11 protein-coding genes and 1 pseudogene are annotated in these 15,498 nt (G+C 58.8%); 3 read left to right on the plus strand and 9 right to left on the minus strand.

The window, feature by feature from the left end; translation table 11 throughout:
- Nucleotides 1-174: 174 nt before the first annotated feature.
- Entirely contained in the window at nt 175-1,995 is a 1,821-nt protein-coding gene (locus AB4Y32_RS00885) for an ATP-binding protein (RefSeq protein ID WP_368719534.1), read from the minus strand.
- Nucleotides 1,996-2,514: 519 nt separating this feature from the next.
- Between AB4Y32_RS00885 and AB4Y32_RS00890 the strand changes: the two genes are divergently transcribed.
- Nucleotides 2,515-3,930 carry a hypothetical protein gene (locus AB4Y32_RS00890; protein ID WP_368719535.1) on the plus strand — a complete coding sequence of 472 codons (1,416 nt, stop codon included), beginning with the start codon at nt 2,515-2,517 and terminating at the stop codon, nt 3,928-3,930.
- Nucleotides 3,931-4,846: 916 nt separating this feature from the next.
- Nucleotides 4,847-6,694, plus strand: a complete 1,848-nt coding sequence (locus tag AB4Y32_RS00900; RefSeq protein WP_368719536.1) for a phosphoribosyltransferase-like protein — start codon at nt 4,847-4,849, stop codon at nt 6,692-6,694.
- 255 nt (nt 6,695-6,949) lie between these two features.
- Here AB4Y32_RS00900 and AB4Y32_RS00905 read toward each other — a convergent pair whose 3' ends face one another.
- The 8 genes and pseudogenes from AB4Y32_RS00905 to AB4Y32_RS00940 form a co-directional block, all read right to left on the minus strand.
- A complete protein-coding gene (locus AB4Y32_RS00905) occupies nt 6,950-7,198 on the minus strand; it encodes a hypothetical protein (RefSeq protein WP_368719537.1) in 249 nt (82 codons plus the stop codon).
- A gap of 248 nt (nt 7,199-7,446) precedes the next feature.
- Nucleotides 7,447-8,169 (minus strand): annotated as a pseudogene (locus AB4Y32_RS00910) (DUF4942 domain-containing protein).
- Between the two features lie 54 nt (nt 8,170-8,223).
- Complete coding sequence (locus tag AB4Y32_RS00915; RefSeq protein ID WP_368719538.1) at nt 8,224-9,285, minus strand: hypothetical protein; 1,062 nt, start codon at nt 9,283-9,285, stop codon at nt 8,224-8,226.
- Nucleotides 9,282-10,214 (minus strand): recombination directionality factor, encoded by a 933-nt coding sequence (locus AB4Y32_RS00920; RefSeq protein WP_368719539.1) that lies wholly within the window; start codon nt 10,212-10,214, stop codon nt 9,282-9,284. Before AB4Y32_RS00920 ends, AB4Y32_RS00915 begins: the two co-directional genes overlap by 4 nt.
- Nucleotides 10,215-10,270: 56 nt before the next feature.
- Nucleotides 10,271-11,269 (minus strand): YqaJ viral recombinase family protein, encoded by a 999-nt coding sequence (locus AB4Y32_RS00925; RefSeq protein WP_368719540.1) that lies wholly within the window; start codon nt 11,267-11,269, stop codon nt 10,271-10,273.
- A 146-nt stretch (nt 11,270-11,415) separates the two neighbouring features.
- Entirely contained in the window at nt 11,416-12,387 is a 972-nt protein-coding gene (locus tag AB4Y32_RS00930) for a DUF932 domain-containing protein (protein WP_368719541.1), read from the minus strand.
- Nucleotides 12,388-12,536: 149 nt separating this feature from the next.
- Nucleotides 12,537-12,878 carry a hypothetical protein gene (locus AB4Y32_RS00935; protein ID WP_368719542.1) on the minus strand — a complete coding sequence of 114 codons (342 nt, stop codon included), beginning with the start codon at nt 12,876-12,878 and terminating at the stop codon, nt 12,537-12,539.
- Nucleotides 12,879-12,906: 28 nt separating this feature from the next.
- Complete coding sequence (locus tag AB4Y32_RS00940; RefSeq protein WP_183315808.1) at nt 12,907-13,053, minus strand: hypothetical protein; 147 nt, start codon at nt 13,051-13,053, stop codon at nt 12,907-12,909.
- Nucleotides 13,054-13,466: 413 nt separating this feature from the next.
- Between AB4Y32_RS00940 and AB4Y32_RS00945 the strand changes: the two genes are divergently transcribed.
- Entirely contained in the window at nt 13,467-15,488 is a 2,022-nt protein-coding gene (locus AB4Y32_RS00945) for an AAA family ATPase (RefSeq protein ID WP_368719543.1), read from the plus strand.
- Nucleotides 15,489-15,498: the final 10 nt, after the last annotated feature.

Here is a 15,498-nt window from a genome sequence, read left to right on the forward strand (position 1 = left end):
ACGACGAGCATTCATTTAGCAGAGGCGACGGCGACCGACGTTTCGCTAAGCGGGGCAGATTCACTTTAAAACGCTATGTGCGGCGGCTCAGAATTCGACGCCACCAATAGAGCCTTCCGTTCGTGCGATCTGCCCCAGGTGGTCCTTGCTCTCTCGATGATCCCGCGTCACTTGCTACAGCATTTCACCGATGCGGCGGAACCAGCCGGCTATTTCGCCGTCCGGGTCTCGCTCAGCAAGCCGCGCCGCGCTCATTTTCGAGAATGCTTTCTCCGCCAGCCGTTGCTTTGCCTTCGTATCCGACATCACGGCGTCGGTCTTCTGTTTAGCAAAGAAAGCCTCTGCAAAGAGTTTGGGCACGGCTTTTCCCTGGGCGTCGGGATGATCGGCTACGGCGACTTCTACATCGAACGCTTCCCGAATCGCATCGGCATGCAGATAGCACTCGATTTCGTGCTTGGTGGTCAGCGCGGCCCAAGAGCCGTCACTTCGCAGATTCACGGCGGCAACTGATTCACCGTACTTCGGAACGTCATTATCGTAGATGTGCACCTCCTTGCGATTGAGCGCGCGTAGATAGTGCTGAGTAACCCAATGTTTGAGCGTCGACCCGCCGAGTAGCACAAAGGCAACCCGGTCTTCCTTGCTGAGATCCGGGAGGGTGTTGTCAGCTTCATTCAAAACTCGGCTCAGATGCTTGAATGCGGAAACATCGGTCGGACCTTCAACACAAAACAGGACCTTCACGCGGCTATCTGGTACAACTCCGAGGGTTTCTGCAACCTGTCCGAACACATCTGCGCCTTCCTGGATCACCGGACGGCCGTCTGCGCGCGTCACGAACCTTATGCTGGCCGTCGGCAGTTCGGCCGCGAAGCCCGGACTGTGGGTGGTCAGCAGTACCTGACAGCCCAACTCTGACGCGAGCGTTTTGAACGATTCGATGAGGATGCGTTGATTGTTCGGGTGTTGTGCTGTTTCAGGCTCTTCGATCGCGTAGATGATGCTACGGCTGGGGCCGGTCTTCAGCCTGCGATCGGCCTCCGCCTTAAAAAAGCTGACCAACACTAGGCGGCGCACACCGCTACCCCGCTTATTCAGCGGAATGCCGTCGTCGGTGTCCATGCCAACCGCAAACAGTCCGGTCCATTTGGCCGCGGTCGGCGGGGTAAATTGCGGCGTCAGTTCCTTGGCCAGATTCGGGTCGATCGTTTTCAGTGCCTCATGAGTGCTTGCGGCGATCTGCTCGGCCTTTTCTTGGACCTTAGCCTGAATGCGATTGATGTCGTCTTGCACTTCTGCAATGGCGGCCGCGACGGCGGCCTTCATCGGATTCTGCACCTCGCCATCGGAATCGCGGCTGCTGCGTTCGCTCTGAAACAGCGCGTATATCGGCAGGTAGTTTTCGAGCTGGTCCCAGATCCGTTTGCTGTCTTCCTTCGGCTTTGAAACCGGCAGCGCAACCTCCTGCAGGCCCAATTCACCGACTGCAGCCCAGAGAGCTTGGCGCATGCCGGGGTTGCCCTTCAGCGCGACATCAAGCTTTTGTTCCTTGACGAGCTTCTGCAGATCCTTTTCTTTCTGATCCAGCAAATCCGCTACGCCGGCAGCCGTGGGATGGTTCGCGAGAATGAAAACCTCGCTGCTGGGTGTTTTCTTGCTGCAGTCAAATACTTTTTGAATCTTTAGCGTACCGGCGGCAGAGAGCAGATATTCCGTCGCGAGCGTGGTATCTGCGCCGGCATCGAGCGTCAATTTGTCCGGCAGTTCCGAGAACTCGCAGGTGATCGATACGAACGGATCGCCGCTGTATATGTTGGCGTCGCCCTGCTCGATCTTTACTGTGTCGTTGTTAAAGAAAATCTCCAATGCTTCAAGGATCGAAGACTTCCCAATGTCGTTCTTGCCGACAAAGGTAGTCAGATCGGCTATGGACACTGTTACCTCTTCCCGGTAGCAGCGAAAGTTTTTTATCGAAACAGATTCCAGTCTCATCGCACAGCCCTCGCTATGTTATTCGTGCCCGCAATTTGAGCAGTGAAATAATACTTTTGAAGGACCATTCCCGGCGATGTTTTCCTTCCGACGTGCGAGCGTAGAGCGAAGAGACGGGATCGAACCAAACTGCGCGCAGCACCTGTGAACGACGAAATGCCAAATGGGTCGCCGATGGACCGGCAATCGACTTTTTCGATGCGTACAGAATCACGGTTGGCGAGGAAGCACGGCGGCGACTGAGAATCGGAGGCCGCTCGACACTGACGTTATAGTACGGTACGCGACAATCTCGATGCTCTGCCAAGCACCGTACCCTGCCGTCCTTTGAGTTGGGAGCTGTTGACCCGCATTTGATAAACCCGGGTAAGATTTAGTCGTGCAAGCAATGATTGCGCTGGGATGCGGCCGCGTAGGTATGGCTAGTAACCTTGGGTAAATCATCGGCATCTTACAGAACGTTCACGACCGTAAGCATCTGCGGTGAGATGACACCGCTAAGCGGCGAATGGAGGCGTCTTGCTACTGGGGAATCAATATTTCGGTGCTCGCGAACCGTGGATTCCCGAGCACGGTTACTTGCTCGGAGTTGCAGCCCAGCGGTTCGAAGAGCTGGAAAACGACCTTGCTGTACGCAGTATTTGTAGTCAAGCGATTCAGACGATCCCCGCGGCGATGCGCAGACGTGGGATGCTATGTTTCATCAGTACTGTTCGTGGTCGCCTGACGCACGTCGCGCGTAGCATCGTTTACTACCCCGCAGAATCCGGCAAAGACAAGCTCGACATCTGGAATCTCACGCCCCTGCCGGCGCCAGTTCTTGTTTCGGCCATAAAGAAGAAACTCAAGGGGAAGCAGGCTTGGCGCGCCAGGCGAGCCCTAGACGGCGGGCACATTTCATCGTCTGCGTTCAAGCTGGTGATGGACGCGTTGCAAGACGTGGACGAGGCTGCCTTCCGAGTCGCAGATGGTTTGATTGATCGTCGTCCACCGCCACCTGATGCGACTCCAACGTCAGCTAGGACTAATTGGGCGTATCAGCGAGATGCGGTAGTTACTTGCCTTGAGATCGCCAGAATTCCAAAGGAACAGCTGGAGATCGCGCCTCAGCTGGGCGAGGATGCATCAGTTGGCCTGACGTCGATTTTTGACAATGATGAAGACGTTACAACCATAGAAGACCTCGCAATCCTGCAAGACCTTGATGTTGCCGACGAAGGGTGGCAATTTGTGAAGCGTCAGCGTTATCCCGCGAGGCTCTTCACGAACGGAGACACTCGTCTGACTGTCATCTTGGCGAACAAACAAAGCCTTGAGACACAGCTCGGAGTTGATCTGATCTATGTCAATGAAACGCTGAAAGCGGTCGTCTTTGTACAGTACAAGATGTTTACTGGGGTTGACGGAGAAGGTGGTTACCGCCCTAATGAGCAATTGAGTAAAGAGATTGCGCGAATGGACACGCTCGCTGAGACGCTTGCAACAATAAAATCGGACGAGACGTGCGAAGGTTATCGATTCGGTGCCGATCCGTTCTTCTTGAAGTTCTGCAGCAAACTGCTCACGCACGAGGACAAAGGCCACGTCCCCGGAATTTACGTGCCTCTCAGTTACTGGAAGCGATTAGCGAAGTCGCCGGCGGTGAAAGGGAAGAGGAAAGGCACAATCGTATACGCGAATACGTTCGGCCGTCGGCACTTCACGCCCACGCATTTCATTGATATGGTTGGCCGAGGATGGATCGGCACAACGGGGCTGCAAACCGACGTGATAGTCCCATATCTTAAAGCCGCGATCGAAGGAAAGAAGGGTGTCGTTCTGGCGGTCCAATCGTCCGTGGTCTCCGAAATAGAAGACGAGGAGCCACCGCGACGAAGCCCAACGCTGCGAAAACCTCGTTATCCCGGCAAGAAGGCAAAAGTTATTCAGATTTGAAAGTAACTATCGGGCCTTTTATGAACATCGGCGTCCCCATCGCCCATCATCCGCGCTGATGAGCGCAAGTGCCAACGGCCTCCCGCGCCGAGGGACGTCACACCGAGGCGTCAACGGGTATGCACCTGTCCATGACCGGTAGGGCCGACGGGCCGGTGCCGGACGTCAACGCGTCCGTGGCGCTGCTGCGGGAGGCGCTTGACCTGCTGATCTTCGTTGTCTTTCGAAGGCAGTATTGTTGGCGTTTTGGGCATTGGACCTGAAGCTCGGTGACGTCGAGTTCTGGCGACCACGGCACACTGGCATAGTTCGACCGAAATTGGACGTGGTGGATGACGGCGGCTTTGCAACCGGGCTAAAATTCTGCAGCTTAGTACACACAGGGTCCCTAGGGGCCGCTGCTCCCAGGATTTACACGTGACGCCGTGAGTCATGTACGTCCTTGCATGATTCTCTTCCGCCGCTTGACGGGCGAAGCAGAGTCTTCAGTCAGAGAATTCGAAGACGCCGACTCTTCCGATCTGCGGCGAGCGCTGCAGGATGAGATCGGTGATGTAACCCGGCAGCAGCGCGCGAGGCACGTTGGCCGGCACGTTCTCCACGAGTTGCGACGGAACGTTAACGATGAACTGGTCCGAGGCACCTTTCAGCCTGTTTTCGTAAGCCGACGCGATAGTCCGTGATTCTCCCGGCCTAGTGCGTGGTCGTATGGTGCGAGATTTTACTAAGGCATGAAACGGGGGAGCCGGGGAAGCTCCACGATCGCCCGTGGCGCTCGAACCGACAAAAAATGGTTCTTCGCGGATTTCCGGAGCGATGAATGCGCCATCGGTTGCGGAAGCCACAATGGCCTAAACGCGATAGCGCGGCCGTAGTTGGCTGGCCAACAACTGTCTCCTTGCTTTAAGCTGTAACCATGAGCCCAAAACTTTTCCCCGAGATCACCCACACGACCGTGCTTGAGGCAATTGGCCGTACTCCCTACATAGACCTACAGTGGCAGTTTCTCGACGTATCGGAAGTCGCACGTCGAGCCGATCAGACCAAAGCGTACGTCCCTCGTGGACAAAAGTTCAGTGTGTGGAACGCCGACCGCGACCGAAAGAACAAACTGCTTATAAATGTTCCTCCCCCCAACGTCCGCTTCCACAAGCTAGACATTTACAGCGATTACGTCCTTGGGCTTCGCACCGATGACTTTAAAGCAAAGCGTTTAACTGACTTGTATCACCGCTTTCGAGAATATGTCGAGAAAGATGTGATCGCAAAGCCGGATGCTGTCTCAGCAAATGTAGTCTGTTCGCTCCTCCTAACCCCGGTAATGAAGTGGAGACACTCCGCGCCGACTGTTGGACGCGACCTCGTTGAAACTCTTGAAGCCATTCTCGATGTAGTTTCTGCTGAGCTTCGTACTGCATTCAATCCAGACCTGCTTGCGTTTCAGAACTGGATCTTCTTCACCTACATCGTCACTGCAGAGATCACCAAAATTGGGATTCGTGCCGATGTCGGTTGGTACTTCCTAAAAGTGTTCCGCTCGGCCAGCCCCAGCAAGTGGGCAGCAACGAGAACTGATGTGCGGGTTCAGTTCGCGGCGCTCATGTTGGCCTTCACGATGCGCTTCTATAAACTGGACAAGCCCTTCGAAACCAAGCTCGGTTTTAGCCACAACGTTCTAGCGGAACTGCGTTCGGTTTTTCAGGAGACGGGAAACGCCGAACTCGAGGCCACGTTTACTCCTTCCCAGTGGGTCTTCCGGTGGCTAGTCGATAAGCTAGACGCCGAGGTATTCAGCCCGCTCCGCCGCGCTGAAATTTCAGGATTGGCGGCCTTGGGCCCCGTAGAACAAAACCTAGCTGTAGAACTCGCCCGGCGGTTTGCAACATACAGAGTGCCGGTTTCGGTCGAGTCTCTTGCTAGCTTCCTACTTCAGTTCGGCACCACGCGGCGAATTCGAGGCGCACTTAGATTGCTGACGCACGTCAAGTTTTACCCGCTGTGGGAACTCGCTCAGGCAATCGAGCGAACGCTTACTGCCGAGCTTACTCGCACCGGCGAAAGTCAATTGGTGATCTCTGCTTTCGGAGAGCACACGGGAAGTGCAGCCATCATGAACTATCTCGTTGCGCACTCTCAGCTAGCTAGTGCACTGAAGTTTGAACCGAATCTGCCAGCTGCGCTTGCGGCCACACCGAGCGACGGCGCTATTTATGTCGTGGATGACTGCCTGCTAAGCGGAACACAGGGGCTCAATACCCTTGGAGACCTGATGGGAACGCGAGTGAGAAAGAGCCATCACACCGTGCACGCACCAGAGTTATCCACGGAGGATAAGAGGCGCCTTAAGACGCGCCACCTTCGATTTACCTATGGGGTGGCCATGGACGAAGGGATTAAACGCTTCCAAGGGGACGAGTACGCGAAGACGGGGCTAGAAAAGGCACGCTCAGCGGTACTCGCCGGCACTATTGAACCGGTCAGCTCTAAGATCTTCGAACCGCTTGGACCGGTCGGCTGGCTTAACGAAGAGGAACGTGACGACATGAAGGCATTTTGCGAGGAGATCGGCTTCAAGGCTCTAGAGCGTCGGTCGAAGGACAAAGGGTGGGCTGACGATCGACGAAAGGAAAGCGCGCTGGGGTTCTCAGACATGCAACGTTTACTTGTCTTCCCCTACAACGTTCCGAAGACAACGTTAACACTACTGTGGGAACGATCTTCCGGCGATTTCAAATGGCACCCGCTGTTCCCAGGTTTCGATTGACTCTCATCGCAACCGCGATCAGCAGACTATTCGTTCAAACAATTCAGATGTACACATTGCGGTTTGGATGAACTCACGTGAATGGCGGGTCTTGACCGCCGATCGCGGCCGGTTTGCGCATCATTCCCCGTAAATCTGCGAAGAGCCAAAAAAAAATGAATGACAAGGAACGATGGCTGGTGCGCTGTCGCGCACCAGCCCCGCCCCTGTCAGCGGCACTGGCGGGGTTCGTGCAGAAATTTCTGGATCAGCATGTCAGTAATCGTCCGGTAAGAGAACGGTTGTCGCGGAGCGGTCCCATTCCGTAATGAGCCACACGGTCTGCTGGTTCGGCAGCACGTAGCTTGAGAGGACGTGCAACCCCGCCTCAATCGACAGATCGTTCTGCTGGCGGTCACTGTCGGACAGGTTTCCCCAATCGCCGCTCACGTGACGCAGCAGCAGTTCGAGCGGCGAAACGCCCGCATTGCGCAGAACGTCGAGTGCGGCGAGCGTGACAAACACGCGACCGGGCCGAAAGCGCGGCCGGAAAAAAACGGAAGTACGGTGGAATCATGTTGTTTGCTCCAGAAAGCAGGCGTGCGTCGTCCTCCAGCAAAGCCGGACGCGCATTCACCTTGGGAAGAAGGAAGCTGAGCGCAGGACGCGCCCAGTGACGAGGAAGGACTACCGCGCTTCGGAAGCGAGCGCGTTCGGATACTGTTTCGCGAGAATCCTGTTCATCTTCCCGACCAGACCGGAACGCTTGAACGTCAGGTGTCCATTGCGTTCTTGGACCAGCGCAGGTGGAACCAAGCGTTTTCCGCCTCAGTGCGTCCGGTCTGCTGGGCGTCCGAGACTAAGCAGTACGCGCCGTGGCGGTGGTCGGGTTCGGGCTGTCCATCGAGCACGCAAAACGCGCGGACCAGGTCGTCCAGTTCGTTGGTCACGCGATGATTCGTGCTGCCCTGCGAGAGCAGGTACTTCACGATGATCTTCTTGCCGAATTTAAACGGCTGATTGGATCTGTAATCCCACGAGAGCCGTCGGAAGCACTAGATCACACCGCGTTCGAACATGTCGCCACGCGCACCGCAGAGCTGGGTGAACGTGGCCTCGATGTTGGCGGCGGTCAGTTCAGGTACGTCGCCCTCTGCCAGTTGCCGGTCCCATTGCTCGCGCGCCTTCGCATCCATGAAGGTACGCAGGCCCGACCCCGAGAGCAGATAGCTCCAGCCCCTGACGTCGATCACGCCCGTAATGGCGCCTTCGGCCTTGTCGCGTTTTGCGTGCTTCCTAGTAACGGTCGGCCTGCCGCGACAGGCATAAGCGTCGTCGAGCACAAGCCGCGGAAAACCCAGATGCGCCGCCCTGGCGAGCTGCTCGGCTTCATTGAGCAGGGCCGAGCGCACGAAGCACGCGGTCGACGACAGCAACCCGCTGGTTGGCGAGATTGGTGATGCTGATGCTTTGACGAGATCGGTGGTCGTGTCCATACCCGCTCCGTTTGGTGGATTGCAAAAGAGAAAGTCGGGCACGAAGCCCGGCGCTTATGCCGTCACATTGCGTTCGGCGAGTTGTCGTCGCAGAGCCGCTGCGCGGGCCTGCGAGCAGCCTAGGTACCGGCGGATGTCGTAGACCGTCGCGCGCACGCGACCTTCGGTCACCTCCGTGACGAGCCGCGCGAGTTCCGCGTCGGGCGTTTCAACGGGCCTGAGCGATGACGCCCGGGCGCGAACCGGGATGCGAGCAGCGGGCTCCATGTCGTGACGCACGGGCTCGGGTTCCGTATCGGTTTCCATATCGGGCTGCGTGAGCGGCTTCGTGACTGATGAGGTGAGCGGTGCCGTGTCGGGTAACGCGCCGGGTACAGTCGTGACGGGCGTCAGAACTGTGGACGTGACTGGCGCATCCGTGACTGCGGTTCGTGACTGAAGGGCAACTGTCCACAGCAGGCACGCCACACCTTCGAGGACGGCGGCGAACATCAGTCCTGCCAGCAGATCGAGTCGCGTGACCGTCGTACCGAGTAACGTCGCCAGTCGTGCGGTCACGGGATCGGCCCGTAACGCGTCACGCTGCGTCGTGACCCGGTCCTCGGCGGCCTGATGACGCCTGACATCGTCAGCCTCAGCTTCAAGGGCGTCGAGCTTCGCCGCCAGCATGACCCGACGCGATTCCAGTTGCGAACAGTCACGCGAACAGCGTTGCAACCGCGCCCACGCGAGCTGACGCGTCGCCGTCGCCCGCTCAGTCATGAGGTCTACCAGACTACGACCGGATGCAACCGGGATCGCAACGGTGACGGCGTTCGCGCGTGCCTCGCCCGCATGCTGCTGCGCGAGCAGGAAGAACGTGGCGTGCCCGTAGCAGGCGCTCGTCATGCACGCGGCCCACAGCACCGCTGCCACACCGCGCACCACAGGCGACGCGCCCCGAACGAGCGCGGGCAACAGATGGGCGCTGACGACCAGCACGATGCCGAGCGCGATCCAGACGACCCGCTCGGGCAGCGTGCCGCCGCGTTGCCAGCCCGCCAGCACCGACAGGCACAACGCGGTGGCCGTCGCCACAACCGCCAGCGCGACAGTCCAGCGGGAAGCGGCCGTCATGCTGCTTCGCCGCCCAGCAGGGCCGCCTTGCGCTCCAGCCGCTGGTGTAGCGTCGGGCGCGAGACTTCAGTTGGGCCCGGCTGCTCGGGCTGCGCGGGTCCGTTCGTTGATGCGCCGTCTGCCGGATGGCTGTCGGGATAGAACTCTTCGGCTACCGCAGCGTGCTCTTCCTGACGGTCCTCGAACGCGCCATTGGCAAACCCCAGACGCGCAGCGGCATCGAGCGCCGCCTGATCGAAGCCGCTCGCACGTCGGCGCTGATCGAGTTCGCGCGCCTGCGTGATGGCGTCCTCCAGCGTGCTGCCCGTCCTCACGCCGAGATCCACGTAGTAGATGGCCGAACGAAAGCTCTGCGTGGTGGATTTGCCGCGCAGCTTCAGTTCGAGCGGCAGGCACGCGAGCAGGCCGCCCGAGACCGCATTGAAGTAATGCAGGCGGGCCGCGAGCGTCCGGATGGAGTTGTAGGACGTCGTGCGCAGGACGAAAGAGCCGAGTTCATCATCGTCGCCGATGGTGACGTTCAGTCGCGCATAGGGCTTGCAGCCGCCGCGCTGACCGAAGGTGCAACCATCGGGCGACGCGCACGGCTGCTGCTGGATGCCCTCATCGGTGACCCGCATGCAGGTCTCTCCATTGCCGACGCACACGGGTCGCCCGGTCTCGCGGTCAAAGAGGCTGTAATCGGCACGCAGGTTCAGGTCGGGGTCGTTGAACAGCATGCGCACGGGAATCGCGCGCAGCTTGCCGGTCGTCGCCTTGCGCAGCGTATCGTTGAGCGGATGCAACATCCATCCATCACGGTTCTGCACCTGGGTCGTCAACGTGAACTGATCGTCCTTTTCCGGCAGGCGCTTACCGTTTTTCTCGACCACGCGTCCAATCGAGATGCGCCCGATCACGGGCGGGGTAATCGCGAGTCCTTTCAACATGATGGTTCTCCTGGTAGATTGAACTACAGGCAGCTGACGTGGCACTCGTGCCGCCGTCAGACCGAGACAAGAAAGCGGCGCGAGCCGGGTTTCGTGAGGGGGTACTGCTGGGCGATGGCGGGGTTGTCGGCCAGCAGCCGTTTGAGATCGACACTGGCACTGTCGCGACTGCGTTTGAACGACACCGAGCCCGTTTCGAAGATGGCCCGGTCGGCTTCGCCCATCGCCTGCTGGATCGTCTGCTTGAGCAATGCTTCCTGTGTCTCGCGCTGCTCGATGTCGGCGCGTACCGCCACGAGATCAGCGAACACTGACGACAGTCGCCGGTCGTCCGTGAAGTCCAGTGTGCCGCCCGTACCCGGATACAGACAGCGCAGCGCGCGATCGGCGGATTCCGAGCCATCGGCGGGTGGCGGCGTATCGGTTTCGACGTAGCGCCAGAACTGCGCTTCGAGCGGAATCAGCCGTGCGATCAGCGCATCGTCGCGCTCGATGCGGTGCACGTCCAGCTGCTGACCGCACAGCAGCACGGCGACATCGGCTGCCGCCTTGCCGGTGACAGCGAGCTGGTGCTGCACCTGAAGCTGCACGTATTCCGGCACGCCCTCGCGCCAGTGACGGGCGCCAAACTCGCCGGCCGTCTTGCATTCCAGAATCTGCACGCCGGGCACGCCGATCACTTCGCGATCGAGGTTCGCCAGCATGAACGGAATCGTCGGATGCTGAAGCACCGCGTGGACCTTGCGCACGCGGTTACCGGTCTGCTGGGTGTAGGCGGCGGCAACAATCGGCTCCAGCAGCGTGCCCCAGTACACGGGTTCCGTCGTGTCGTTCGGATCAGGTTTCGGCAGACCGGCATCGCGGCCGGTCTTTTCGAGCCACAGTTCGAGCTGGCTTTTGTAGGGATTCAGGCCGACTGCGGCGGCGGCGTCCGAACCGCCAATCCCGGTGCGACGCACCTGTAGCCAGTCGGTGCGGCTCAGGCCCCGCGTTTCAACGAGACGTAAGGCGGGTGCAGCGTTGGTGGGCTGGTGATCCAGGATCAGGGGTGACATGGCAGGCTCCAGAGGGCACAAAAAGGCAAAAAAGCCCGGTGAGCACAAGCTCAACCGGGCCGTTGGGAAGGGACATCAATGAGACGGACGTTGATGAAACGAACGCTGGTGAAAGATCGTGAGCGACAGCAGACGACCGGGCGGCGTCAGACCATGAGCTTGAGGGCTTCATCCCAGGCCTTCTGCTTGAGCGTCGCACCCGCGCCGAACCAGGCAGCGTCGCGCCGGTGGTCGTCGCTCCGCGCACGGCGCTGGTGGTCCACATACTCCGTGACGCTGTTGAGCAACCCCCAAGCGGTGCCAGCTGCCGAGGCATATTCCGCGCCCTTGCCCTGGCCGTTGTAAAGCGCCTGCACGGCTTTCACCGCACTGTCGTTGGTCGCCGCCACGGGACGGTCGGCGGTACTGCCCGGGTGATAGGTGAGCACGCGTTTGAAATACGCTTCCGCCGATTCCGTGCTCACCTTGCGTTCGGACAACGCCTTCATGCGCGCCATGAAGCCATCCCACGACGAGATTGCGATGCCCAGTTGCCGCTTGACGGCCTGCGCGTCGAACTGGCTGCGGTGCGGGACTTTCACGCTGCCAGTGCTGTCGCCAAGCGCAATAGCAAGCGTGTTGTTGCACACGACGCGCACCGACGTGAACTGTGCGGTCGTGGCGAGGGTGCCGTCGCAGGCTGTGGCGAGCAGCAGATAGCCGTTCACGCGGTCACGGCCCTTGTGCGTGGCGCTCTGGCCGGTCTTTGCAAGCGCCCAGAACTTGCGTCCTTCCTTGAGCACACCAGCCGTCTCCAGTTCAAAGCCGCCGACTTCCGTGAGGTCGCGGTAAAACTCTAGGATCTCGGATGGCTGCACGACCTGGTAGCGGCTGGAAACCACCGAGAGTGGCGCTTTCGTATCCGACCGATACAGCACCTTCTGCTCGGGAAACGCGTGGATGGAACCGAGGTTCGACCCGGCGCTACCGGACACAAAGCGCACTTCGGTTTCCTCGATGCGCCAGTTCATACCGGCCTGCTTCGCCCATACTTCGAGCGTCTGGTTCTGCGCAAGCTGGTTACCCAGGCCGTGCCACGGGGTTTCGTTGACGTAGGCCATTGTCTGGACGAGATGCATGGTGAACTCCTGTAAATGGATGAGCGCGAACAGCCCGGTCGCGACCGGGCTGCATGAAAGATGGAAAGGGAAAAACGGGAAACGAGAGAAAACGGCGTGAAGAAACCTTCACGCCGATGAGAGCAGCACAAATGAAGCGGCGCGCGTAGCTACCGATAGCCGACACTGAACGTGTGCCCACACGAACGGCATCGACAGTTGTCGAGCACGTTCGAATCAATCGCATCACCGACGGCGACGCCCGTGGCACAACCGGCGGCGGCACCGAGCAGACCGGCAATCACCGCGCCTGCAATGCTGCCCACCACCACACCGGCGGGCCCAGCGAATGCACCAACTGTCGCACCGACGGCGGCACCGGCTTCGGTACCCGAGAGCACAGTGCCCGCGCCACTGGCTGCACCGGCCACCGTGCCGATGGCACCGCCGACCTTCTTCGCGTAGTGACGGGTCTCGACGCGCGTGGAATCACAGATGGGACATTGGATCATTGGAAGCGCCTCCGTACTCTGGAGGCGTTCAGGCGGCACGTGCTGTCGGCGCACGACCAGCGGCCTTGAGCCGCTCGACGTACTTCAGGATCGCCGTGGTGGACAGCACGGCGGTGGCAAAGACGATGGCAAACGCGATGAGGGTATCGATGGGGGAATTGATGGGTGGCATCATGACTGGCTCCATGTTGAGTACGCGGCGAAATGGCGTGACGACGGACAGAACCAGCGACAGTCCCGGTTCTGCTCATGGAGGTGATATAGGTTTGAGATTTTGTTGAATCGACGTGCCAACAACATAAAGCCCGAAGACGTATGCCTTCGGGACGGGTTGCAAAAAGTAGCGAAAAGCCCATCAAAGAACAGGCTTGCTTTTTTGGCGGTCCGCGACATACCGCAAATGCGATCGGCGACAAGGCCAACGATGTATTCGAACCGGTCGGCCAGAGCAATGCGCGGATCACACGGCGTGCGATATAACGGCAGCCAGCGACGATTACCTTTCGCAGTCGCGGTGTAGACTACGGTGAACATATTTGCCGTATCGCCTTCATCAAACAAACTGAAACTAACAACGGAGGGCTTTCCGTGAAGCTGGAGTCATTTCGGGTCTGCAACTATCGCTCCATCAACGACAGTGGGGAAATTTCGGTCTCCCGGATCACTGCCCTTCTAGGCAGAAACGAAAGCGGCAAGTCCAATCTGTTGCGCGCGCTATACAGCCTGAACCCGGATGAAGGTTTCGAGGCACTGAGTCCAATCAAGGATTTTCCCCGACACCGACGCTTAGAGGAATGCACGAATGACACGCCGGTTCTTTCGACCACATGGTTGCTGGACGAAGACAACAGAGCAGCGCTCCAGGCTGTGTTGCCACGAGCCACCGAGGTAACCAAAGTCAACGTCGAGCGGACCTACCAGTCGAGAAGCGTCAGCTTTCCGGAGCTTGGGGCGATCACATTCGATGAATCCTACATCCGGAGCCAGGTGAAGAAAGTCGCGGCGGCCGTTCGTGCCGTCGCCCAGAAGCAGGAAACGCCAGCGACATTGGAAGGCCACGCGGACTCATTCGAAGCGGCCGTCTTGGTCACGAAAGAGCCCAAGGTGTGGGCGGCCGATGCGACGACGGCATCAAGAGCCCTTCGTACGGCTTTGGCCGGAGCCGACGCTGAATTGACCGATAAGCAGGAAGAGGTGCTCTGCGAACTGGAAGAACTGGCGAAGGACATTACGGGTGATGATGCTGCCCGGCAGAAGGCGCAGGATTGGGTCATTCAGGCGCTGCCCACGTTCATTTACGTTGACGAGTATCCTGAACTCGACGGCCACCAGAACATTGCCGACTACTTGCAGCGCAAGTCGATCAGTCAACGAAGCAACGCTGACAAGAACTTCGAAAAGCTATGCAAGGTGGCGGGACTAAAGCCTGACGAGCTTCAGCGGCTGCTCGGACAGAATGATCACGAAACGCGCAATCAGTTGGCAAACCGCGCCAGCGCTGTTGTCACGGGCGAGATCAAGCGACTGTGGAAGGATCGCGCACTGAAAATCCGTTTCAATCTCGATGGCAATCACCTGGAGACGCTCATTTCTGACCCCACGGCGACGTACGATGTGGAAGTCAATCTGAGTGACAGAAGCCGTGGCTTCCAGTGGTTTTTCGCCTTCTACATTACGTTCTCCGCAGACACCGATGGTGGGGACGCCGAAAATGCGGTGCTACTGCTCGACGAGCCCGGTCTGTATCTGCATGCGAAGTCGCAGTCCGACCTGCTGCGCCACTTCGAACATGACTTTTCGAACCAAATCCTCTACTCGACGCACTCCCCGTTTATGGTGCCAACACACGCGCTTGACTCGGTGCGTACCGTCAACATCGCGGAGAATCTTGGGACGACCGTTACGAATGACCCCACTGGGGACGCCCGAACATTGTTCCCACTACAGGCTGCATTAGGTTATGACCTCGCGCAAAGCTTGTTTGTCGGCCCCAACAATCTGGTTGTCGAAGGCGTTACGGACTTCTGGATCATCAGTGCCGTCAGTGCCTATCTGAGTGAATTGGGCAAAAGGGCACTTAAGGCTGACATCACCTTGACGCCCGCTGGCGGTGCGCAAAAGGTTTCGTACATGGTGGCCCTGTTGACATCGGAATCGCTTAACGTCCTTGTGCTGCTCGACGCCGAGCGTGACGCGAGAGCCACCCGGGATGAACTGCTGAAGAGCAAACTTATTCATAACCAGAATGTCGTCTTCGTGTCGGAAGCGTTTTCAACGCCGCCGAATGAGGCCGACATTGAGGATCTGTTAGACGCTTCGGTATACGAGGCGCTGGTGCGTGAAGCCTATAGCGCCGAGCTGAAGGGCAAGACGTTGAAGCTCAATGAGCACGTCCCGCGAATCGCACGACGCATTGAAGCGGGTTTGGACGAACTTGGCATTCCGTTCCACAAGACCCGGCCCACGCGCCTGTTTCTGAGGAAAATGGCGTCCGAGCCGGACTCCGTTCTGCCGGCAACGAGCATTGCGCGCTTCGAGGCGCTGTTTGCCCTTATCAATGAGCGGCTGGACAAGCACGTCGCGAAAAGCCCGCAGCCCTTCCAGATGTAGTTGATGTTCC

This window comes from Paraburkholderia phymatum (genome assembly GCF_040965635.1).
GTDB lineage: Bacteria > Pseudomonadota > Gammaproteobacteria > Burkholderiales > Burkholderiaceae > Paraburkholderia > Paraburkholderia phymatum_B.